Below are 21,592 nucleotides of genomic sequence, written 5' to 3' on the forward strand. Positions count from 1 at the left end.
CTGAAAGGAGTTCTATCATGAGTCAGACTCAAACCCGCATCCGTCTGGGCGCCATTATCCAGGGGCCATCCGGCAATATGTCGGCCTGGCGTCACCCTGATGCGGTCAGCAATGCCAGTATCAACGTTGCATATGTCACCGCGCTGGCGCAGCAGGCAGAACGGGCAAAATTTGATTTCCTGTTCGTGGCGGATGGCTTGTACATCAATGCCAAATCGATCCCACACTTCCTCAACCGTTTTGAACCTGTCACGCTGTTGTCAGCGCTGGCGCTGGTCACGCAGAAAATTGGCCTGGTGGCGACGCTGTCCACCTCTTACAGCGAGCCGTTTACCGTCGCTCGCCAGTTTGCCAGCCTTGATCAGCTGAGTGGCGGACGTGCCGGATGGAATGTGGTGACTTCGCCACTGGAAGGGTCGGCGAAGAACTTTTCCCGTGACCAGCATCCTGAGCACAGCGAACGCTATCGTATCGCCAGCGAATATTTACAGGTCACCAAAGGTCTTTGGGATTCATGGGAGGAAGATGCCTTTGTGCGTAATAAACAGAGCGGCGAGTTCTTTGCGCCGGAGAAGCTGCATACGCTGAACCATAAAGGTCATTACTTCTCTGTGCAGGGGCCGCTGAACGTTGGCCGTTCGCCGCAGGGGCGTCCGGTGATCTTCCAGGCGGGAGCGTCTGAGGCCGGTAAAGCGTTTGCCGCCGAAACCGCCGATGCCATTTATACCCGCCAGGAAACCCCGGAGCTTGCCCGGGCGTTTCGTGAAGATGTGCGCCGCCAACTGGTGGCGCGTGGGCGCAATGCCGATGATATCCGCGTTTTCCAGGGCATCAGTGTCATTATCGGTGACGACAGTGTCGATGCCGAGCGTCGTTATCAGCAAACGGCACAGCTGGTCACGCCGGAAAAAGCGCTGGACTACCTTGGCCGTTACTTCGAACATTACGATTTCAGCCAGCATGAGCTGGATGCACCGTTCCCGGATATTGGTGATCTGGGGCAGAACAGCTTTCGCAGTACCACCGATACCATCAAGAAAGAGGCGCTCGACCGTGGTTTAACCCTGCGTCAGGCTGCGCTGGAAGCGGCCACTCCGCGCCCGACTTTTTCCGGCACGGCAGCACAGGTCGCGGATGGTCTGGAACAGTGGTTTACCCGTGGCGCGGCCGATGGTTTTATCGTACGCGGCGGAACGCCAACGGCGTTTGATGATTTTGTCGATCAGGTGATCCCGATCCTGCAACAGCGCGGCCTGTACCGTCACGACTATGAAGGCAATACTCTGCGTGAACAACTGGGGTTGAGTGAGCCTGAGAACCAGTTTGCGATAAAGACGGAAGAGAGGCGGGTTGGTTGAGCAAGTAACGCATTATAGTTACAACATACATATCACTGAGTCAGTTATCGATACATTAAGCATCGATAACCGATTCAGCAACATTCACTTTATACGTTCGTCGTAAAAAGACCTTCTCCAGACAAGCAGCGCTCAATAACCTGAAGCACCCCCTCTTCATCATTCGACGGTGCCAGATAGCCAGCGGCCGCTTTTGCTGCTTCTGATCCGTTACTCATGGCAAAACCAAAGCCCGCATGGCGCAGCATTTCCAGGTCGTTTCCACCGTCACCAAATGCCAGTACCTCATTATCTTCGATACCGTAACGCTGCTGGATGCGTTTCACCCCATTGGCTTTATGATTTCCGGGGATAATCAAATCGACAGAGCCATGACCACTGGAAACGGGTACAACAATATCGCCCAGTTCTCGCTCAATATTCACCATCAGCTCACTGACATCGGGCTGATGAAAACCCAGGGCAAACTTAAAAACGGTATCGTCAATCTCTGCATAATCATCAACCCTGTCGAGGTGATGATAAAAAACACGCATATCGGCAAAGAAATCTTCACCCGCGCTGGACAGCATATACGCGCCCTTTTTACCGCAGACCAGAAAACGGACGCCGGTCATCGCCCCAATCGTCGCGATCACTCTGTTGACGTCATCGGGTGCCAGCCGGCCACAATAGACCTCCTGCTGTCTGTCAACAATGTAACCCCCATTCTCCGCCACATAGGCAATGTCAGCATCAATCTCCGGGAAGAAGCTTTTCAGCTGGTAATACTGGTTACCGCTGGCGACCACAAATTTAATCCCCTGTTGCTTCATCTGCTGATACTGGTCAGCAAAACGGGCGCGTGCATAGTCACCCTGGCTATTCAGAAACGTGCCATCCATATCCACCGCAATCAGTTTGATGCTCATTACCACTCCTCGTTAATTTATGCGTATTTCAGCTTAGAGGCACCGAGAACGATCACCACAAATGCCATCGCGACCAGAGAGAAGGCCACATAGAGATTGGCCAGATGGGCAATCCAGCCAATCACGGCCGGGCCGCCCAGCACCCCGAAATAGCCCAGCGTAGCGACCATCGCCACGGATCGATGCACCGGCATCGCTTTCTCCTGCCCTGCCAGGGTGATCAGGACAGGGACAATGTTGGCAACACCGATACCGACCAGGGCAAAGCCGAACAAGGAAGATCCCCATCCCGGTAACAGCACAACAATCAGGTAACCCGCAATACCCAGTATTCCACCCGACATCAGCACGCGCTTACGCCCCAGTACCTTCACCACGCGGTCACCAATAAAACGCATCAGCGACATCGCAATCGCAAAGGTGGCAAACCCCCATCCGGCATGTTCAACCGTCATCTGGCGATCCTGCGTGATGAAAATACCGCTCCAGTCGAGAATCGCGCCTTCGGCCATAAAACAGATCATCGCCATAATCGCCATCAACACCAGACGGAAATTGGGTCGGCCGGCGTTCCCCTTCTCCTGTTGCGAGGTTTCGCCACTGGCAGCAAGTAAGGCAGGAAAAGAGCAGGCGGTCACCAGCACAACCAGCGCAATCGCCCAGAATGACGTGGCCTGCGGCGTCAGACCGGCACTCAGCAGCATGGCTCCACCACCGGCTCCGGCAATCCCTCCCACGCTCCACAGACAGTGAAACCCGGACATCAGGGGTTTATCGGCGGCCTGCTCGACCAGGGTCCCCTGCACATTCATCGCCACATCTGCCAGCCCGATGCCCATGCCAAAAACAAACAGACTGATGGCCAGTAAACGGATATCACTGAGCGTGGCCAGCAGCGGCAGCATCAGGCAATACACTATCACCGCCGCAATAATCACCCGGCGGCACCCTGCCAGGCCAATAATACGTCCTGATCCGAGCATCGCTATCAGCGATCCGCCGCCCAGACACAGTAACAACAGGCCCAGCTGACCCGCTTCGGCATGGGTTCGCATCTGAGCATAAGGCACCAGTGCGGCCCATAACCCCATTGCCATACCCGTGACAAAAAAAATGGCCCGGGTAGCCCTACACCGGGCGGGGCTTCCTGTCTCTTGCGGGTCGTTTTTGACTGTCATCGGCAATTTATCCTTTTCTTTAATTACTTATTAAAAGACATTTAATAAGTAAAAGTATAAAGCGTGAGCGAAAAGGATGTCAATCGGCGACGGAAAGGTTTAACACAGAACCCGAGGGGTGAAGAGCAGGATCTACCCGATAAACAAGCGATGGAAGTTGTAGTTTTCCAGCGTCAGCTCCGCAATACCTTGCAGATAGTCCTGACGAATCGAGGGGCGATAGATCAGCGCAGGAAGATGTTTCTGCGGAATAGATTGCTGGCAGATTTGCATGATGTCGGGCAAATCTGCTTCGCACAGACGAGGCCCTGACAGCGCGACCGTCACAGGATTGATCAGCGCCGCCAGCGAGACAACAATATTAGCCAGTTCCTGCGTCAGCGTTAACGCGGTGGCAGAAAAGGGCAGCCGGGACACTTCCCCCGCAAAATTATTCGCGCCGGCCAGCACCTGCCCGTTGATCACAATCCCACATCCCGTGCAGGGGACTTCCGGTTTGTAGATATAGGCAACCGGTGCGCTGACTCCCGCGCAGCTGCTGCGGTAAAAGCCCCAGGCAGTGAAGTTGATATCGTTGCCGACTTCAGTGAAACAACCTGACTTTAAACGGATTTCCTCAACAATATGCCTGTCGGTAAACAGTGAAATATCGCAGGACGTGACCACACCATCGACGATCACCCCGGGCAGACCTAGGCCAATGGTCTGTACGCCAGGGAACTCAGACAGCAGTGTATCGATGAGTTGATAAAACGTCTCTGCGGTTAGCGGCAAAAAGGGACGGTCGCCGCTTGCCAGCAGGCCGCCGGTGGCAGAGGTTAACGACCAGACCAGTTCAGCGTCATCATCACTGCCTGCCGCGTAGAGGCTGAGGACAGAGAAAAAATCAGGATTACAGGCATAACGCTGTGCAGGCCTGCCGCCACGGGAAGCCTCATGTTCCAGCGCCAGCACTTCTCCGCTGAGCGTCAATTCGTTAAGCACGGCTCCGCAGGTGGCCGCACTCAGCCCTGTCTGGGCTGCCACGTCACCTTTGGTCGCCGGGCCCAGTGATTTCAGCGTACGAACGACCCGCGCAACATTATTTTTGCGCATTTCACGGGTGGTGCGGTTTAACGGAGTATTCATTTTCCCTCTTCGGCTCACAAAAAACGGGTTAATTTACCATAAAGCCGGGTACCCGGCGCACTAACCTGCCCCGCTCTCATGACGGAAACACTCTGGCAGCAAGAAAATCAACCAGCGCACGGATTTTCGGTGAAGCATGGCGGCTGGCGGGCCACAGGATATGAAACGTCCCCTGCCATTCGACAAAGTCTCCGAGGATCGGCACCAGACTGCCGTCAGCCACCAGATGACGACAGGCAAAATCCGGCAGACAGGCAATCCCCAGTCCACGCAGTGCAAAGCAGACGCGCGTTTCGATATTATTGCAAACCATTGAGGTGGGGATCGCCAGGTCGGCCGCCCCGCGCAGCGGCCATTTTTCCAGCTTACCGGTATGCGGAAAACGATAATGCAGGCAGTGATGTCGGAGCAGATCGCCAGGAGCCTGAGGCGTTCCCTTCTCTGCCAGATACGCCGGAGAGGCAACCAGCAAAGCGCTGAAGTAGCCCAGATGCCTGGCCGATAAGCGCGAATCAGCCGGTTCACCGGTTCTGATCACGGCATCGAATCCCTCTTCAATGACCTCCACTAACTGGTCGGTAAAATCCAGGTCCAGCGCAATATCCGGATACTGGCGCATAAAATCACCGAGCACCGGCAGCATCAGCGTACTCACCATCGGCAGGCTGATACGCAGGCGACCAGTGGGTTTTCCGCTCGCCTGAGACAGCTCCAGCTGCGCGGCCTCAACCTCCGCCAGAATACGACGGCAGCGCTCCAGAAACAGTGCCCCTTCCGCCGTGAGGGTGATGCTGCGGGTACTGCGGTGGAAGAGACGTACACCGAGTTTTTCTTCCAGCCGCGCCACATTTTTCCCCACCGCTGAAGGCGACAGACCCAGCTGACGACCGGCGCTCACAAAGCTACGGGTATCAGCCACCTGCACAAAGACGCTAAATCCACTGAGACTGTCCATCATTACTCCATTCAAGAATTTTATTCCGTAGTTAACTGAACTATACCCTGGTTTTTCTTTAATGAGGTGTCGATTAAGGTGTGATGACGATCCCCTTACTGATGATGAGACTCTGTTGATGCACACCCTTTTATCTTCACTGGCCCGCCCTGATGACCTCCCGGCGGCCTTCCAAACCGTGGTACAGCAAGCCATCGACGAGCAACGTGATACGGTGTACGGCGTATGAAAATGATGGATGTATCCTCAAAACTGCCTGTCTCCGCCCTGCTCGCGCTGGCCACGGCGGGATTTATTACCATTCTCACCGAAGCCCTTCCGGCGGGTCTGTTATCACAGATCGGTGGCAGCCTGCTGATTACACCAGCGCTGGCCGGGCAACTGGTCACGGTGTACGCCATCGGTTCTCTTCTGGCCGCCATTCCATTAACGCTCGCTACGCAAACGCTGAGACGCCGGCCTCTGCTGTTAAGCGCCATTGCCGGGTTTGCTGTCGCTAATACCCTCACGGCACTTTCCCACCACTATGCGCTGACGCTGGTCGCACGCTTCATTGCCGGTGTTTCGGCGGGATTATTGTGGGCACTGATTGCCGGTTATGCCGCCAGAATGGTGCACGAGTCCATCAAAGGACGCGCCATTGCCCTGGCGATGGTCGGCACGCCGCTGGCGTTATCAATAGGCATTCCACTGGGCACCTGGGTGAGTGAGATCATCGGCTGGCGGAGCTGTTTCCTGGCGATCAGCGTGCTGACTCTGGTCCTGGCGGGATGGATAATGATTAGCGTGCCTGATTTCCCCGGTCAGGCAGCGGCAAAACGTCAGCGCTTGCTGAATGTTCTTCGACTTCCGGGGGTGCGCCCCATCCTGCTGGTTACCCTGATATTCGTGCTGGCGCATAACATCCTTTACACCTATATCTCACCGTTTCTCCAGCATGCAGGGATGGGCAACAGCATCAGCCTGATCCTGCTGGTGTTTGGCCTGACGTCACTGTTGGGGATAGGGGTTGTCGGGACGCGAGTGGACGGCGGGCTGAGAGGGCTGTCTTTGCTGGCTACCGCGCTTTTCGCACTGTCAGCACTGGCATTGACGTCGGGAAATCCACTGGTGATTTATCTTGCAACAGGCGTCTGGGGGCTGGCCTTCGGAGGTGCCCCGGCCCTGTTTCAGACCGCGCTGGCAAACAGCGCCGGGGATGCCGCTGACGTTGCGCAGTCGATGCTGGTCACCGCATGGAATATGGCGATTGCCGGCGGTGGGTTGGCGGGTGCCGCGATACTGAACGGCTTTGGTCCCACCCTTTTCTCACCGGTTTTACTGGTGTTACTTATCCTGACGTGGCTGATCATATTGTCGGCGCGACAGCACGGGTTTCCTGCCGCTGAAGACGGTTAATCCACGACCATAATCCCAAGCCTTTCAACCAGAATGCTGACCTGAGCGCTGTCCAGCTTTACCCCCTCCAGGTCAGTGCTGCGAAGGTCGAGTTCACTGGTGATGGAACGTGTCAAATCACAGTGGGTGAAGTCAGCGGAACGCCAGTCAAACGTGCTGAATTCACCACCCGAGAGGTCGGAACCGCTGAAGGTCGCCCCCAGCACATGGGTACCCACCCAGCGGTTCTCCCACAGTTCACATTTCTCCAGCACCACTTTGGAAAAGTTGGCATAGCTCAGATTGGTTTTGGTGATAAACGCGCTGCAGAACCAGCTCTTTGTCGTGATCATGTTCATAAAGCTGGCACCGCGGAAGTCAGCCCCTTGCGCTCGGCATTCACTGATCTCAATGCCCAACGCGTTGACAGAACGAAAATTATTCATCGAGATATCACAGTGCTTAAAGCTGGCATCCTTCAATGTTGCCCGGCTGAAGTTACAACCCTGCTCACTTTCCCGATCGTAAAACTGGCAGTGAAGAAAACGCGTGTCGGTCAGGTCGCAGCCCGAGAAATCGCAGTTGATGAACTGCGTGTTTTCTACAATGCTGCCCGTGAAATGGCGTGGGATGAACTTTTCATTACGATAAACCGGTGATGTGGTCATGTTAAGGTTCCATGTATAGCAGTGCGCGTTCGTCGAGCTGAAGTTTTTCCCCGGGATAGCGATGTTCCAGCAGGTGGTAAGACTCAGCGGCGATAATATGTTCAATACTGTCAGACAGCGCATTCAGCGCGTGTTGCATCTGCGGCAAATAATTGTGGGTGTCATAAACACGGTCAATCCCTTCCAGCGCATGATTCATGATCTTACGGGCGACATCATTCGGCGTGTTCAGTGCGGCCAGCCTTGAACGCGCGCTGCGCCGCAAATCACGGGTGGTAAAGGGGGCAATTCCGAGACCACGGTCAGCCCGTATCATACGACGCAGTGCCTGTGTAATGGCACCGCGTGATAAAGGCTGTGACAACGTCACGGGGGACGGCACCAGCCAGGGTGATTCTTCCGGACTGGACTGCATCAACGCGTGAATACAGACGCGCATCAGAGGAGTCAGCGGAAGAATATGTTCGCGCTGCGATTTGTTACGCGTGCCCTGCCGCCAGATCCCGGAAGTCAGATTGAACTCGTCTTTACGCGCCTGCACCACTTCATCCGGCCTGCGGGCCGTCAGTAAACAAAAGCGCAGCGCCCAGCGGCACTGTTCTGAGAGGTCCCAGGCATCCAGGCCGTGCCAGAAGACCCAGACTTCAGCATCGCTGAGCGTACGGTTACCCGGAGGCGCACTTCTGCCCGCGACATCACGTTTTTTCATCGCACTGAGGGGGGAGTGTTCAAGATAGCCCTGCATTTCGGCCCAGGCAAAGAACTGCTTGCACAACGCAAACACCCGCCGCGCCTCTTCTTTTTTGCCGTCGGCGATCAGAATATTAAACAACCGGTTAAGCTGAAGTCGTGTAATGGATGACAGGGGTCGTTCACCTATTGCCGGTAGCACATGTTTCAATAAGGATGAGATAGCAATCTCCGGGCGGCGGCGCGTTTGCAGCAGCGACAACCTGACCCAGAGTTTCATCACCTGCGCCACAGACCCTTCATCGCCGCTGGCTTCCAGCTCGGTCAGGGATGACGTACTTACCGCGTTCAGCCACAACACCACATGACGCCCGACATGCGGAGAAGTAAGAACCTCAGGATTCTGGGATTCAGACATCCTGTAATCCTGAGATTCTCTTATCATATGATTTTATCATCTTCACCTTTCGGAGACATTACCAACGGGGCTTACCGCTACAGAGAGGTTGATTTTACCGTGTAAAAGCATATGACTCCAGACTTAATAGGTCTGGAGTCACACAGATTACGCAGCGCATTCACTTCCGTTTCTTGTAAAGGAGATAGCCATGAAAAGAAATAAGGCCCGACCACCTTGTTTTCACTCTTCCCAGGAAAGATCGGATACCCCATCTGAGCAGTATTCCGGAGGGAATGGCGCCTCTTTAATTATCCATTGACGGCAATCCATAATAAGACAGAGGAATGGCATGTTGTGTACCCCGGACAGATAACAGGAAATATCCGGCTGCAGGATAACCGGAGCAGGAAATGACCAGCCAAAAGTAGACAACAGAAAGGAAATATCGACATTTACTGGGCTATTTCATTCAGAGTGACCGCACTCTGTTATGTTAATTCAGCCACCACACAGCAGAACGCACGACCAGGATATAGGGGTAAGAGGGGAGATACATTAACCCCTGAAACAAGGTTTCGTCAGGAAACTCACCGTTTTTATCCTGAAAAACCCAGGCGAATATGCTGAAGATAATCGCATGTCAGGTTATATTTCACACTTAGAATGTTGTAACTAAAAAATTATAAGTCACTCCCAATCACGAAAAAAAACACGTCCCCTTTGTCTTTTACCCCGTCACGATCGCCCTCAAACAACAGTGATAATACCTGACGCAACATTCATGTTCATCCCGAACCAGGGTGAAAATAGGAGCACAGGATAAATTGCCTCATCACACGGATAAAAATCAGTCGAACTGACATCGATTTTTTACTTCCCGAATGAACGCGCTCAATTTCCCAATCTGCAATACACAATGACTTTACGACGGTCTGACGGTACTCAGTCATATTGCGTGATGCCGTAACTAACACGATGTGAAAAAACGCCTCAAAGAAATTATATTGGAAAACATAAAATCCATTTATTACAACACGTTGCAAAGAGCATGACTGTGGAAAATATAGTATGATTTACCAGTGGCGAATAGGGGTAAACTTTCAGAAGTAAACACCTCAATCAAAAGAATTGTTAAGATTTATCCCATAAGTTGTAAATATAAGAACACCCGGACTTACCCAATAGCAGAGTAAAATGGTATCCAGGTAACATTTGAACTAACATTTTTCTAGTTTAGTGTTTTTTCACTCTTCATTTGTCTGTACACTGAGTCTTGTCACAATAGTTACTAATTTAAACCAACTTACAGGTTACGGATTCCGTTATGAGCGAAACGCTGAAAGTATTAAATAATATTCGCACCCTTCGTGCCCAGTCTCGTGAAGTGTCTTTAGTTGAACTGGAAGAGATGCTGGAAAAACTTGAAGCGGTAGTGAACGAAAGACGTGACTCAGAAGCCGCTATTGCTTCTGAGATTAAAGAAAAAGAAGAGAAACTGGCTAAATACCGCCAGATGCTGCTGGAAGACGGTATCGACTTAAGCGAACTGACTGCAGCCGATAATACGACGGGTAAGACTCGCGCTAAACGTGCTCCACGCCCAGCCAAGTATTCATATACTGATGAAAATGGCGAGAAGAAATCATGGACCGGCCAGGGGCGTACCCCGGCTGTGATTAAGCAGGCACTGGATGCCGGCAAAAAACTTGAAGATTTCCTGATCAAGTAAATGCCAACCGGCCGCCTGACAGGCGGCCGGATGCATTTTCAGCTGACAGACTGCGTCTGCTCAAACAACTGCCTCAATAATACCACCAGCTTCTTCGCATGTTCCTCCTGCGTTCGCCATGAACACACACTGATGCGTAATGCCGCTTTTCCCTGCCACAACGTCCCTGAAAACCAGGCGTCTCCGGATCCCTGAAGTGCTTCACGTACGCGCTGAGTATGTTCATCGTCCTGTGCACGAAATAAAACCTGATTGAGTATCACCCGATTCAATATCTCGAACCCGGCGTCCTGCAGACCTGACGCAATCTGACACGCCAGCGCACAATGCTGCTCAACCAGGGTGGCCACGCCCTCACGACCCAGCGTACGCAATGCCGCCCAGACTGGAATACCCCGCGGGCGACGGGAAAACTCCAGCGTCAGATTTTTTTGCGCATCCGGTGCCGCCACTGCATAGGCCGCATCAGCATTCATCGCCGAGGCAAGCGCACCCGGATGACGGCAGATCGCCATGGCGCAATCATAAGGGGTATTCAGCCACTTATGTCCGTCAGTCGTCCAGCTGTCCGCTTTCTCAACACCCTCCGTGAGCGCTTTCAGCGCTGAGGCGCGCGCCCAGAGACCAAAGGCACCATCGACGTGTACCCAGGCACCGACAGCATTCGCCGCCGGGATCAGCGCCGAGAAATCATCGAATTCGCCGGTATTTACCTCGCCAGCCTGTAAACAAAGAATCGTGCGGTGATCAAGGGCGGGCAGGCGCGTCACATCAATCTGTCCCCGACCGTTCACCGGCGCAACGTTCAGGTGACGCAGTCCGAAGCCCAGAACCCGCAGGGCTTTTTTCACCGTGATATGCGTCAGTTCGGACACAACCACCCTGATTTCCGGCGCGCCTGCCAGCCCGTCATGGTCAATATCCCAGCCCTGACGCAGTAACAACTCACGCCGGGCCGTCACCAGGCAACTCAGCGTACAGGCCGTGGCGCTGGTGCCAAACCCTACCGTACTGTCACGTGGCAGGTCGAGGACCTCCAGCAGCCAGCGCCCGGCCAGCCGCTCCAGCGTGGCGGAAACGGGTGAGTTATCCCAGCCAGAAGCACACTGATCCCAGGCAATCATCAGCCGCTCGGCTGCCGCGGCCACGGGCAGTGAGGCACCGATAACAAAACCATAATAGTTCGGGCCGTTGGATGCCGTGGTGGCGGGCGATCCGGCATCATCCAACAACGCCAGCGTCTGCTCTGCGGGTAACCCGTTCACCGGCAGCGCTTCATCAAAACGCGCCAGCCCGGCAAGCGCCGCAGCATCGGGAAACACCCGGCGGGTAGCCAGCGAGGCGCTGTAGCTCAGGGCACGCGCATCTGCGGCAGAGAGTAATTCCCGTTCGTTCATAACTGACCTCGTATTAATCGCATCATCACCCAAAACAGTAACGCCAGCAGACTGACGGCAGCGCCGCACAGGCACACCGCGTCCCACCCTCCCCAGGCAAACGCCTGGGTTGAAATCAGCGCTCCAGCGCCGCTGCCAGCGGAATAAAACAGCATATAACCCGCAATCAACCGCCCTCCGGTTTCCTGCTGACTGGCAAAAATCAGGCTCTGACTGCTGACATGTAATGCCTGCCCGGCTGCATCCAGCAGCAGGATCCCGGCCATCAGCAGTAGCAATGACCCTGCCCCCAGCCACAGTGGCAACCAGCTCATCAGCAGTACCACCAGCGCCAGCGAAGAGGTGCGTTCTGCCAGCCCTTTGTCAGCCCAGCGTCCGGCACGACCCGCGATAAGCGCACTGATCGCGCCCACCAGCCCCAGTGCACCAATCTGTCCATGGGTCAATTGCCAGGGCGGGGCACGCAACAGTAATACCAACGCACTCCAGAAAATATTGAAACTGGCAAACATCAGTAACGCCAGCACACCACGCACCTGCAATACCCGGTGAGTAAGCAGCAGACGCCACAGAGAAAACATTACCTGTGACCAGCGTACAGGCGCAGCCTGAGGTAAATCAGGCAGCCTGCGCCACAGGATCGCCGCCAATAGCAGCATCACCAGCGCAGAACAGACGTAAACGCCACGCCAGCCGGTAATATCTGACACCAGACCCGCGGCCGCACGCGCCAGCAGTAATCCAATCACCACGCCACCGGAAACGGCACCCACCACACGCCCACGCGTTTCCGGGCTGGCCGCCGCGGCCGCATAGGCAATCATGCCCTGCGTCATTGCCGTTCCCAGCAGGCCGATTAGCAACATCGCTGCCAGTAACATCAGCACATGCGTGGCCACAGAGACCAGTAACAGCGCCAGAATTAATCCGGCAAGCTGATAGCGCATCAGTCGACGCCGGTTAAACACATCCCCCAGCGGAACCAGCAGCAGCAACGCCAGTGCGCAACCCACCTGGGTGGCAAAAATCACCCCACCGACAGCCGCAGAGGAGATGGAAAAAGAGTGCGCCAGCGCATCCAGCAGCGGCTGCGCATAATAGACGTTCGCCACGCTCAGGCCGCTACTGCAGGCAAACAGACTTACCTGCAATGACGATAAACCTTCACTGCCTGTGCTCTTCGCTACCAACGTATTCATTCCACCTCCCTAAGTAGTTTCAAATTAAAACCATTTGCAGCCTGCCGCAAGTGGTTTTAAAATGCAACTAAATTGACGAGGAACAAATCATGACTGACCGTTTACCTCTCAGCCAGTCGTCCTGCCCGGTCGCACGCAGTGTTGATCTGATTGGCGATCGCTGGCTGCTGATGATCCTGCGCGATGCGTTTGACGGCGTGCGCCGCTACAGCGAGTTTCAGCGTAACCTGGGGGTGGCACGCAATATTCTCGCCGATCGGCTGAAAAAGCTGGTCGAAGCCGGACTGCTGCGGGTGCAACCGGCCTCTGATGGCTCGGCCTGGCAGGAGTATGTGCTGACCGACCGCGCCGGGGACCTGTTTCCGTTGATTGTTTCTTTGCAACAGTTTGGGGAACAGCATCTGTTTGCTGCCGGTGAAACCCATTCCGATTTACTGGAAACCACCAGCGGTAAACCGCTGGCACCGCTGGTGGTGTGCAACCAGCAGGGAGATGCGATCACCCCTGAAATGACCTGTGTGCAAAAATACGCCTGATCGTTATGCAAAAAACGCAAATAGCCAGATGAATTTCTTGGTTCTCCTGACCCCTTGTCAGGCCTGATATTTATTGTCAGCCACTTAGCACACTGACAATAAAGGAATTCACCATGCGCGTTGCTCTTCGCCTGACGGCACTTGCCGGAGCCATTGCCTTACTGAACGCCACCGCCGCATCGGCCGCAGACAAACCTGTACAGGGCGGCACCCTGGTGTATCTGGAGCAGCAGGCTCACACCAATCTTTATCCTCCGGCCGGGGGCTTCTATCCGAACGGCGGGATTCTGAACCAGATCACCGATAAGCTGACCTGGCAGAACCCGGAAACCCTGCAGGTGGAGCCGTGGATAGCAGAGAGCTGGACGCACAACGCTGATAATACCGAGTACACCTTCAAAATCCGCCCGGGCGTCACCTTCTCCGATGGCACACCGCTGGACGCCGCAGCAGTAGCGAAAAACTTTGATACTTACGGCCTGGGGAATAAAGCCCAGCGTCTGCCCGTTTCAGAGGTGATCAATAACTACGATCACAGCGAAGTGGTTGACCCGCTGACGGTCAAATTCTTCTTTAAAAAGCCGTCTCCTGGCTTCCTGCAGGGTACCGCCACCATCGGTTCCGGTCTGGTATCACTCAGCACGCTGGCACGTAACTTTGATGCCCTGGGCGATGCCCGCCACATCATCGGTTCCGGGCCGTTTGTTGTCAGTGGCGAGAAGCTGGGGCGTGAAGTCGATCTGGCGGTGCGCAAAGACTATCAGTGGGGGCCAAAAAACCTCGCGCAGCAGGGGCGGGCGAACCTCGATGGCATCAAAATTATCGTGACGCCGGAAGACAGTGTGCGCATCGGCGCGCTGCTGGCAGGCCAGGCGGATGCCATCCGCCAGGTGCAGGCTTATGATGAGAAACAGGCACAGCAGCAGAACTTCCCGATTTATGCGGCTCCGACACGCGGTGTTAATGACAGCCTGAGCTTCCGCCCGGATAACCCGCTGGTCGCCGATGTGAAGGTGCGTAAAGCGCTGTTACATGCCACCAACAGCAAACAGATCGTTGATACGCTGTTCTCTCCAAATTACCCACAGGCGAAGTCGGTACTGGCCACTTCAGCCGCAGGCTTCGTCGACCTCAGCGATCGACTGACGTTTGATCCGGTACTGGCGAAAAAACTGCTGGATGAAGCAGGATGGAAACCGGGCAGCGACGGCATCCGTGAGAAAGACGGTAAAAAGCTGGCACTGGCGGTGTATGAGTCCCTGCCACAGCCGCAGAATAAAGAAGTGTTACAGCTGGTGGCTCAGCAGTGGAAGCAGGTGGGGGTCACCCTGACTGTGCGTGCAGGCGATGCGGGCAGCAAAACCGTCGACAGCCTTGATCCGCTGAAAACCCCGCTCAATGTGACCGAAGTGGGCCGCGCCGACCCGGATGTGGTGAAAAGCTCGTTCTATCCGACCGTGCGTGATGCGCTGCTTCAGAAAGGCGGCTCCAGCAGCCTGGTGAAAAACTTCCGCGACGACAAACTGAACGCCATTCTGGACGGCATCGCCAGCGAAACCGATGCGAAAAAACGTCTGGAACTCACGGGCGACGCTCAGCGCTATCTGATCGATAACGCCTATAACATTCCTATCTTCGAAGAACCGCAGGTGTTTGCGGGCGCGCCGTGGCTGAAAGGTCTGACGTTTGAAGCCGTCGGCCGACCAAGCTTCTATGCTGTCTGGCTGGAAAAACGGGGGTAAGCCACCATGACCGGTTATCTTACCCGGCGGCTGGGGCAGGCACTGCTGGTACTGTGGGCGGCGTTTACCGTCTCTTTTATTCTGCTCCAGGTACTGCCCGGCGATGCGATCCTGATTAAGTTTCAGAATCCTGACCTTGGCCTCAGCCCGGCACAGATCGAAGAGATGCGTCAGGCCTACGGTGCCAGTACGCCACTCTGGCAGCAGTATCTGCATACCCTCGCAAGCATGCTGCACGGTGACTTTGGTTTCTCCGTGCAGGCCGGGGTGCCGGTCAGTGAGCTTCTGGCGGAGAATTTCCCCGCCACCCTGCGCCTGGCCGTGCCGGGGTTTCTGCTGGCTACCCTGCTGGCGGTGCTGATTGCCTTCTCATCCAGCCTGGTGGGCCTGCGCTGGCTGCGTAATGCCCTGCAGGCGCTACCGTCGCTGTTTATCTCACTGCCGACCTTCTGGCTGGGGATTGCCCTGATCCAGGTATTTTCCTTCCAGCTACGTTGGATCCCGATTATTAACCCCGGCGAATGGGTCGGACTGATCCTGCCGGTCATCACGCTGGCGGTACCGATTTCCGCCCCGCTGGCGCAGATCCTGATCCGCAGTATTGACCAGGTCCAGACCCAGCCGTTCGTGGCGGTCGCGCGTGCCAAAGGTGCCAGCCAGCGGCGCGTACTCTGGCATCACGTGGCGCGCAACGCCCTGCTACCGGTACTGACCATCGCCGGGCTGCTGCTGGGTGAACTGATTGCCGGCGCACTGATCACCGAAACGGTCTTTGGTCTCAGCGGCCTCGGCCAGCTGACTCAGCAGGCGGTCAACAATCAGGATGTGGCGGTATTGCAGGCGGTAGTGATGATTTCAGCGACCGGGTTTGTGCTGATTAATCTGCTGGTCGATCTGTTCTCACCGCTGCTCGATCCGCGACTGAAACATTTTACGAGGGCGACATCATGAGCCTGGTGGATTTGAACAGCATCACAGGAACCCGCCATCGCCGTGCAGGCAGCGGGTGGTATCAGCGCCTGAACCCGGGCCTGACGCTGGCATGGGCAGTGATGATTCTGGTGATCCTCTGGGCACTGGTGCCCGGCTGGTTCACCGACTGGAGCAGCACGGAAGGCGTTGCCGGCGCGCAGCGTCTGGCACCGCAGGCCGGTCACTGGCTGGGTACGGACCAGCTGGGCCGCGATGTGTATGCCCGCATCGTATGGGGCGCCTCCCATTCACTGAGCGGGGCACTGGTGGCCGTGGCCCTGGGCCTGACGGTCGGCACCTTACTGGGCGTAACCGCCGGATCGCTGGGCGGCCGTAGCGAGGGCGTGATTATGCGCCTGGTCGACGTTCTGCTGGCGATCCCCGGCCTGCTGCTGTCATTAAGTATTATTATTTTGCTCGGCTTTGGCACGGTCAACGCCGCCATTGCCGTGGGTATCACCTCAGTGGCGAATTTCGCACGTCTGGCCCGTTCGGAAGTGGTGCGCGTACGTCACTCAGAATACGTTGAAGCTGCCCGCGGCAGCGGGGGCACTTTTATCGCCGTGCTGTGGCGTCATATCCTGCCGAACTCACTGACTCCGGTGCTGGCGTTCTCTGCGCTGCAGTTCGGCAGCGCGATTCTGGCAATTTCAACGCTGAGCTTCCTTGGCTACGGTACACCGCCGCCGACCCCGGAATGGGGCCTGCTGATTGCCGAAGGCCGTAATTACATCTCCACCGCCTGGTGGCTGACCACCTTCCCCGGCGTGATCGTCGTGGCAGTGGTACTGGCCGCTAACCGTATCAGCCATCACTATTCAGGAGGCCGCCGGTGAGCGAATCCATCACTCCGGTACTGAAAATCGAGAACCTCAACATCGCCTACCGCAGTGGCCAGCAGCATAAACGCGTGGTTCACAATGTTTCCTTCCAGGTGAACCGTGGAGAAGTGGTGGCGCTGGTGGGGGAATCCGGCTCCGGTAAAACCACCACCGCGCAGGCGATTATCGGCCTGCTGACGCAAAACGGTGAACGCGAGAGCGGGAAAATCTGGCTCAACGGTACCGAGATCACCCACTGGTCGCAAAAACGTCTGGATGCCCTGCGCGGTGCCAGCATCAGCCTGATCCCACAGGACCCTGGCAGTTCACTGAACCCGGTGAAAACCATTGGCGACCAGGTGGGTGAGATCCTGCTGCTGCATGAACGACTGTCACGCCGGGAACGCGAAGCACGGGTGATCGCCCTGCTCGCCCGCGTCGGCCTGTCACACCCTGAACAGCGCACACGGCAATATCCGCACCAGCTTTCCGGCGGGATGAAACAGCGGGTACTGATTGCCATCGCCATTGCGCTGAAACCGGCCCTGATCATTGCTGACGAACCGACCAGTGCGCTGGACGTTACGGTACAAAAACGCATTCTTGATCTGATTGACGAGCTACGGCGCGAGTCCGGCACGGCGGTGCTGTTTGTTACCCATGACCTGGCGGTGGCGGCGGCACGCGCCGACCGCATTCTGGTGTTTCGCCAGGGGGAGATTCAGGAGCAGGGCAGCACCGATGCGATTATCCACCGCCCGCAGCATGCGTATACCCGCCAGCTGTTTGCCGATGCACCTGCGCTTTCCGGTACGCTCGCCACGCCGCCTGAAGCCAGTTTTTCCCAGCCCGCCATCGAGATCAGCGGCCTGAACAAATACTTTTCCCTGGGCAAAGAGGAAGGTTTTCAGGCGCTGAACAACGTGTCCTTCAGCGTGGCACGTGGCACCACTCATGCGCTGGTAGGCGAGTCCGGCTCGGGTAAAACCACTCTTGCCCGCATTCTGCTGGGCTTCCAGCAGGCTGACAGCGGGCGCATCGTGCTGGACGGCATTGATATCAGCGGACTGCACGGTGAAGCCCTGCGCCAGCTGCGGCAGAAGATCCAGCTGGTGTACCAGAACCCGTTTGCCTCACTCGATCCCTCCCAGACGCTGTTTCGGGTGATTGAAGAGCCGCTGCTGAACTTTGCTCCGGTCAGCCGGGAAGAACGCCGCCAGCGAGTGGAAGAGGTGGCCAGCCGCGTGGCGCTGCCTCTCGCCCTGCTGGATCGTAAGCCTCATGAACTGTCCGGCGGCCAGCGCCAGCGCGTGGCCATTGCCCGGGCGCTGGTGCTGCGGCCGCAGATCCTGGTGCTGGATGAAGCCACCTCAGCGCTGGATGTCACCATTCAGGCGCAGATCCTCACGTTGCTGCAACAGTTGCAGCAGGAGCTGGGGCTGACCTATCTGTTTATTTCTCACGATCTCGCCACGGTTCGCCAGCTGGCGCACAGCGTTTCGGTACTGCGTGCCGGGCAACAGGTTGACTGCGGCAATACTGCCGACATTTTCTCGCTTCCGGCCAGCGATTATACCCGTGAACTGATCGCCGCCATCCCTGCGCTGACACGCGCTAAGGACACCGCATGACCACCAAACGCCTTGGTTTTTTCACCCGCCTGCTGGATAAAACCAGTGCCGGAGAACGCTATCGTCTCGCCACCCTGCAGATCCAGCACGCGGAGCACTGGGGCTATGATACCGCCTGGATCGCCCAGCACCACTTTCATGAGAACGAAGGCGGCCTGCCCTCTCCGCTGCTGTTTCTTGCCAGTGTGGCGGCGCAGACCTCGCGTATCCGCCTGGGCACGGCCATTATCACTCTGCCGATGGAAAATGCCCTGCGCGTGGCAGAAGACGCCGCCGTGCTCGACCTGCTGAGCCACCAGCGTCTGGAGCTGGGGCTGGGTTCCGGCGGAACGCACACGTCATTTCTGCCGTTCGGGCTGACCTTTGATGAGCGCGCCGCCGCCTTTAATACCGGGCTGAACACCCTGCTGCAGGCCTGGGGCGGTGATGCCCTGGGCCATGACGACAACCGCCTCTACCCGGCCGCACCACAGCTGGCAGAACGCATCTGGCAGGCGACCTTCTCCGTGGCGGGTGCCGCCCGCGCCGGTGCAGCCGGGCATGGCCTGATGCTGTCGCGCACGCAGCCGCGGCCTGTCGGCCCCCCTCTTCTGCCGCTGGATGAGATACAGAATCCGATGATCGATGCCTATCTCGCGGCGCTCCCCGTAGGGACGACACCCCGCATTCTTGCCTCGCGTACGGCTTTCGTCAGCCGCGACGGGGCAGAAGCGGGCCGCCTGGCACTGCCGGGCCTGACGGCACAGGCTGCGCAACATCGTGCAGCAGGCCATGTGGTGCCGGGGAATACGCTGGACGATTATATTGCCGCCTTCGATGTACATCTCGGCACGCCGCAACAGGTGGTCACATCCCTGCAGCGCGACACCGCCCTGGCCCGTGTCACTGACGTGTCGTTCCAGGTGCATTCGATCGATCCACCGCACGAGCAGATCCTGGCCTCCATTGAGCTGCTGGCCACTGACGTCGCCCCGGCGCTTGGCTGGCGCGCCCCTGTTAACGCCTTCTCCCACAAGGAAACCGTATGACACAGTCCATTGATTTACTGCAACAGCTGGCCGGGATCGCCCCGGAGAGTGCACTGGCCGCCGCACGCCAGACGCGTGATGCCGCCACTGAACATACTCAGGGCAGCTACGAGGTGTTGTTCTCTGCACACAACGGCGATGACTTCCCCCTGATCGCACGGCTGGCGATTGCCCAGCAGGTTGCCCACTGGCACGGCGAATCGCGCCTGGCAGAGCATTACGCCGCACGCCAGGCAGGGGCGCAGCCGGAAGCAAAGTGGCAAAGCGCACTGGCACACGCGGAGCGGCTGACGTTTAAACCCGCAGCCGCAGAGCCTGAGCATCTGCGCGAGCTGGAGCAGGCAGGATGGTCAGCCGCCGCTATCGTGACGCTGTCACAGCTGGTGGCGTTTGTGAGTTTCCAGAGCCGTCTGTTACGCGGCCTGCGCCTGCTGGGTGGCGAAGATGTGGCCGCAGGCACTGTCGAGCGGACTCCGGCCGCCGTCTGGCGCACCGAATCGCATACACTGAGTGGCCAGCAGGCGCCGGTGCGCTTTACCCGTGATGAGCTAGGCTGGGAACCGTGGCTGGCCGCCAAACCTCTGGCGGAATTTAATGCGGTCGAGCAGGCCACGCTGGCAAAATTCGGTCACACAGAGTCTGATTACTTCCGCCTGCTGGCACGTAACCTGCCGCTGCTGGAACAGCGCACGCTGACGGATAAAGGGATTTTTTATACAGCAGGCGGACTGCCGCGCAAAGAGCGTGAGCTGGCTGCAACGGTGGCCAGTAAAGTCAACGGCTGCATCTTCTGCGCCTCTGTTCATGCGCGTAAGGCGGGACAACTCTCGAAACAGCCGGAAGACGTGCAGCGTTTTATTGATATCGCGCCTGGCCAGCCGCTGGCGGCCGATCAGGATGACCGCTGGCTGGCGATCATTGACCTTGCCGCCTCCCTCTCAGCCACGCCGCCGACACCCCGTCTGGCACAGCTGGAGACCTTGCGCGCCCAGGGGCTGAGCGAACTGGAGTTACTCGATCTGGTGCAGTCCACCGCGTTCTTCGCCTGGGCCAACCGCCTGATGCTGACGCTGGGCGAACCTTTCGTGCCCGCCGCGTAAGCTGCGTATAGCAAAACAGGGTGAAGAAGTTTCACCCTTATATCACTTATTGTTTTTTCGAAATATTATCGAATGTAGAAATATTGTTGCAGCTAAAGATATCAATATAAGCGCGACGACAATGACACTAAGATTACTAAAGATGTAAAAAGGATTTGAATAAGATGCAAACTTATCAGCGATATCTATTGGAATAAATCTAAAAAATAGTTCAAAAAAAGCAATAGTAAATAACATGAAAATAAAGACAAAAATCAGCTTCTTTGTTATCCATTTAGACAAAATAAATCCTCCATAATTCTTACGCGTAGTATTTTCCTATCTAACTCTTGAATAAGATTGTTTTTCCTATCAACTTTGTCCAATTCATAGTTCAAATATATTTTTACCATATCTAATATCACATCATTTCTTTTATAAACTTCAGAAATAGATAAGAAAAACCTTTTATTCTCATTGTTGAGTTCAGAACATACATCATTATATCTGTCAAACGGGCATGAACCGTACCAGGTTACCCTCTCAAATCCATCTCTAACATCATTAAGAACTTGAGTACTACCCGTTCTGAAAGCTTCTGCAGCCTTATCCAGAGCCAGCGCTTCGCTTCCATTTTAACTTTAAGATGTGATGCTAATCACATAATAGATTTCCTTTTCTATCAGATGTAGTATTATATGCGGAAATTACAATACAGGAGTTTGTACTTTGAAGAAATGGATTTTTTTCACACTAACCTTGCTAATCACATTCATAGTGGTCATCACCACTG

General features: G+C 56.0%; 18 protein-coding genes. 10 read left to right on the forward strand and 8 right to left on the reverse strand.

Annotated features, from left to right (window positions below):
* Nucleotides 1-17 precede the first annotated feature (17 nt).
* Nucleotides 18-1,358 carry an LLM class flavin-dependent oxidoreductase gene (locus tag FVB43_RS05215; protein WP_167863525.1) on the forward strand — a complete coding sequence of 447 codons (1,341 nt, stop codon included), beginning with the start codon at nucleotides 18-20 and terminating at the stop codon, nucleotides 1,356-1,358.
* 89 nt (nucleotides 1,359-1,447) lie between these two features.
* On the opposite strand, the gene FVB43_RS05220 is transcribed toward FVB43_RS05215, so the two are convergent.
* The 4 genes from FVB43_RS05220 to FVB43_RS05235 form a co-directional block, all read right to left on the reverse strand.
* A complete protein-coding gene (locus FVB43_RS05220; RefSeq protein ID WP_133846785.1) occupies nucleotides 1,448-2,269 on the reverse strand; it encodes a Cof-type HAD-IIB family hydrolase in 822 nt (273 codons plus the stop codon).
* 17 nt (nucleotides 2,270-2,286) lie between these two features.
* On the reverse strand, nucleotides 2,287-3,360 hold the full coding sequence (locus tag FVB43_RS05225) for an MFS transporter (RefSeq protein WP_167863526.1): 1,074 nt from the start codon (nucleotides 3,358-3,360) through the stop codon (nucleotides 2,287-2,289).
* Nucleotides 3,361-3,579: 219 nt separating this feature from the next.
* Nucleotides 3,580-4,575: an ROK family transcriptional regulator gene (locus tag FVB43_RS05230; protein ID WP_167863527.1), complete on the reverse strand. Its 996-nt coding sequence runs from the start codon at nucleotides 4,573-4,575 to the stop codon at nucleotides 3,580-3,582.
* A 76-nt stretch (nucleotides 4,576-4,651) separates the two neighbouring features.
* Complete coding sequence (locus FVB43_RS05235; RefSeq protein WP_133846809.1) at nucleotides 4,652-5,530, reverse strand: LysR family transcriptional regulator; 879 nt, start codon at nucleotides 5,528-5,530, stop codon at nucleotides 4,652-4,654.
* Between the two features lie 231 nt (nucleotides 5,531-5,761).
* Here FVB43_RS05235 and FVB43_RS05240 point away from each other — a divergent pair, with 231 nt between their 5' ends.
* A complete protein-coding gene (locus tag FVB43_RS05240) occupies nucleotides 5,762-6,928 on the forward strand; it encodes an MFS transporter (RefSeq protein WP_133846787.1) in 1,167 nt (388 codons plus the stop codon).
* Here the strand turns inward: FVB43_RS05240 and FVB43_RS05245 are convergent.
* Complete coding sequence (locus FVB43_RS05245) at nucleotides 6,925-7,575, reverse strand: Qnr family pentapeptide repeat protein (RefSeq protein ID WP_133846788.1); 651 nt, start codon at nucleotides 7,573-7,575, stop codon at nucleotides 6,925-6,927. The two genes, FVB43_RS05240 and FVB43_RS05245, sit on opposite strands and share 4 nt — an antisense overlap.
* A 1-nt stretch (nucleotide 7,576) precedes the next feature.
* Nucleotides 7,577-8,683 carry a tyrosine-type recombinase/integrase gene (locus tag FVB43_RS05250; RefSeq protein WP_133846789.1) on the reverse strand — a complete coding sequence of 369 codons (1,107 nt, stop codon included), beginning with the start codon at nucleotides 8,681-8,683 and terminating at the stop codon, nucleotides 7,577-7,579.
* A gap of 1,306 nt (nucleotides 8,684-9,989) precedes the next feature.
* On the opposite strand from FVB43_RS05250, the gene FVB43_RS05255 reads away from it, so the two are divergent.
* Nucleotides 9,990-10,394, forward strand: coding sequence for an H-NS family histone-like protein (locus FVB43_RS05255; RefSeq protein WP_159338394.1), 405 nt, complete (start codon nucleotides 9,990-9,992; stop codon nucleotides 10,392-10,394).
* A 38-nt stretch (nucleotides 10,395-10,432) separates the two neighbouring features.
* On the opposite strand, the gene FVB43_RS05260 is transcribed toward FVB43_RS05255, so the two are convergent.
* Together FVB43_RS05260 and FVB43_RS05265 are read right to left on the reverse strand one after the other, a co-directional pair.
* The gene (locus tag FVB43_RS05260) at nucleotides 10,433-11,791 is read right to left on the reverse strand and encodes a pyridoxal phosphate-dependent decarboxylase family protein (RefSeq protein WP_133846791.1); all 1,359 of its coding nucleotides are present in this window, start codon (nucleotides 11,789-11,791) and stop codon (nucleotides 10,433-10,435) included.
* A complete protein-coding gene (locus tag FVB43_RS05265) occupies nucleotides 11,788-12,990 on the reverse strand; it encodes an MFS transporter (RefSeq protein ID WP_167863528.1) in 1,203 nt (400 codons plus the stop codon). The genes FVB43_RS05260 and FVB43_RS05265 overlap by 4 nt, the downstream gene beginning before the upstream one ends.
* An 89-nt stretch (nucleotides 12,991-13,079) precedes the next feature.
* Between FVB43_RS05265 and FVB43_RS05270 the strand changes: the two genes are divergently transcribed.
* From FVB43_RS05270 to FVB43_RS05300, 7 genes are all read left to right on the forward strand, one after another.
* Nucleotides 13,080-13,526 carry a winged helix-turn-helix transcriptional regulator gene (locus FVB43_RS05270; RefSeq protein WP_167863529.1) on the forward strand — a complete coding sequence of 149 codons (447 nt, stop codon included), beginning with the start codon at nucleotides 13,080-13,082 and terminating at the stop codon, nucleotides 13,524-13,526.
* Nucleotides 13,527-13,639: 113 nt separating this feature from the next.
* Complete coding sequence (locus tag FVB43_RS05275; RefSeq protein WP_133846794.1) at nucleotides 13,640-15,268, forward strand: TIGR04028 family ABC transporter substrate-binding protein; 1,629 nt, start codon at nucleotides 13,640-13,642, stop codon at nucleotides 15,266-15,268.
* Nucleotides 15,269-15,274: 6 nt separating this feature from the next.
* Entirely contained in the window at nucleotides 15,275-16,219 is a 945-nt protein-coding gene (locus tag FVB43_RS05280) for an ABC transporter permease (protein ID WP_167863530.1), read from the forward strand.
* Nucleotides 16,216-17,076: an ABC transporter permease gene (locus tag FVB43_RS05285; protein WP_133846796.1), complete on the forward strand. Its 861-nt coding sequence runs from the start codon at nucleotides 16,216-16,218 to the stop codon at nucleotides 17,074-17,076. Before FVB43_RS05280 ends, FVB43_RS05285 begins: the two co-directional genes overlap by 4 nt.
* Complete coding sequence (locus tag FVB43_RS05290; protein WP_242462109.1) at nucleotides 17,073-18,692, forward strand: dipeptide ABC transporter ATP-binding protein; 1,620 nt, start codon at nucleotides 17,073-17,075, stop codon at nucleotides 18,690-18,692. Before FVB43_RS05285 ends, FVB43_RS05290 begins: the two co-directional genes overlap by 4 nt.
* Nucleotides 18,689-19,720 (forward strand): putative FMN-dependent luciferase-like monooxygenase, encoded by a 1,032-nt coding sequence (locus FVB43_RS05295; RefSeq protein WP_167863531.1) that lies wholly within the window; start codon nucleotides 18,689-18,691, stop codon nucleotides 19,718-19,720. The genes FVB43_RS05290 and FVB43_RS05295 overlap by 4 nt, the downstream gene beginning before the upstream one ends.
* Nucleotides 19,717-20,820 (forward strand): alkylhydroperoxidase domain protein, encoded by a 1,104-nt coding sequence (locus FVB43_RS05300; protein WP_167863532.1) that lies wholly within the window; start codon nucleotides 19,717-19,719, stop codon nucleotides 20,818-20,820. Before FVB43_RS05295 ends, FVB43_RS05300 begins: the two co-directional genes overlap by 4 nt.
* Nucleotides 20,821-21,592: the final 772 nt, after the last annotated feature.

Source organism: Erwinia rhapontici (assembly GCF_012271765.1).
GTDB classification, from domain to species: Bacteria; Pseudomonadota; Gammaproteobacteria; order Enterobacterales; family Enterobacteriaceae; genus Erwinia; species Erwinia rhapontici.

Coding starts and splice junctions, on each gene's coding strand:
- FVB43_RS05275 (WP_133846794.1), top strand. CDS start 13,640: ATGCGCGTTGCTCTTCGCCTGACGGCACTTGCCGGAGCCATTGCCTTA.
- FVB43_RS05265 (WP_167863528.1), bottom strand. CDS start 12,990: ATGAATACGTTGGTAGCGAAGAGCACAGGCAGTGAAGGTTTATCGTCA.
- FVB43_RS05235 (WP_133846809.1), bottom strand. CDS start 5,530: ATGGACAGTCTCAGTGGATTTAGCGTCTTTGTGCAGGTGGCTGATACC.
- FVB43_RS05295 (WP_167863531.1), top strand. CDS start 18,689: ATGACCACCAAACGCCTTGGTTTTTTCACCCGCCTGCTGGATAAAACC.
- FVB43_RS05225 (WP_167863526.1), bottom strand. CDS start 3,360: ATGGGGTTATGGGCCGCACTGGTGCCTTATGCTCAGATGCGAACCCAT.
- FVB43_RS05230 (WP_167863527.1), bottom strand. CDS start 4,575: ATGAATACTCCGTTAAACCGCACCACCCGTGAAATGCGCAAAAATAAT.
- FVB43_RS05215 (WP_167863525.1), top strand. CDS start 18: ATGAGTCAGACTCAAACCCGCATCCGTCTGGGCGCCATTATCCAGGGG.
- FVB43_RS05300 (WP_167863532.1), top strand. CDS start 19,717: ATGACACAGTCCATTGATTTACTGCAACAGCTGGCCGGGATCGCCCCG.
- FVB43_RS05220 (WP_133846785.1), bottom strand. CDS start 2,269: ATGAGCATCAAACTGATTGCGGTGGATATGGATGGCACGTTTCTGAAT.
- FVB43_RS05280 (WP_167863530.1), top strand. CDS start 15,275: ATGACCGGTTATCTTACCCGGCGGCTGGGGCAGGCACTGCTGGTACTG.
- FVB43_RS05255 (WP_159338394.1), top strand. CDS start 9,990: ATGAGCGAAACGCTGAAAGTATTAAATAATATTCGCACCCTTCGTGCC.
- FVB43_RS05270 (WP_167863529.1), top strand. CDS start 13,080: ATGACTGACCGTTTACCTCTCAGCCAGTCGTCCTGCCCGGTCGCACGC.
- FVB43_RS05240 (WP_133846787.1), top strand. CDS start 5,762: ATGATGGATGTATCCTCAAAACTGCCTGTCTCCGCCCTGCTCGCGCTG.
- FVB43_RS05285 (WP_133846796.1), top strand. CDS start 16,216: ATGAGCCTGGTGGATTTGAACAGCATCACAGGAACCCGCCATCGCCGT.
- FVB43_RS05245 (WP_133846788.1), bottom strand. CDS start 7,575: ATGACCACATCACCGGTTTATCGTAATGAAAAGTTCATCCCACGCCAT.
- FVB43_RS05250 (WP_133846789.1), bottom strand. CDS start 8,683: ATGTCTGAATCCCAGAATCCTGAGGTTCTTACTTCTCCGCATGTCGGG.
- FVB43_RS05260 (WP_133846791.1), bottom strand. CDS start 11,791: ATGAACGAACGGGAATTACTCTCTGCCGCAGATGCGCGTGCCCTGAGC.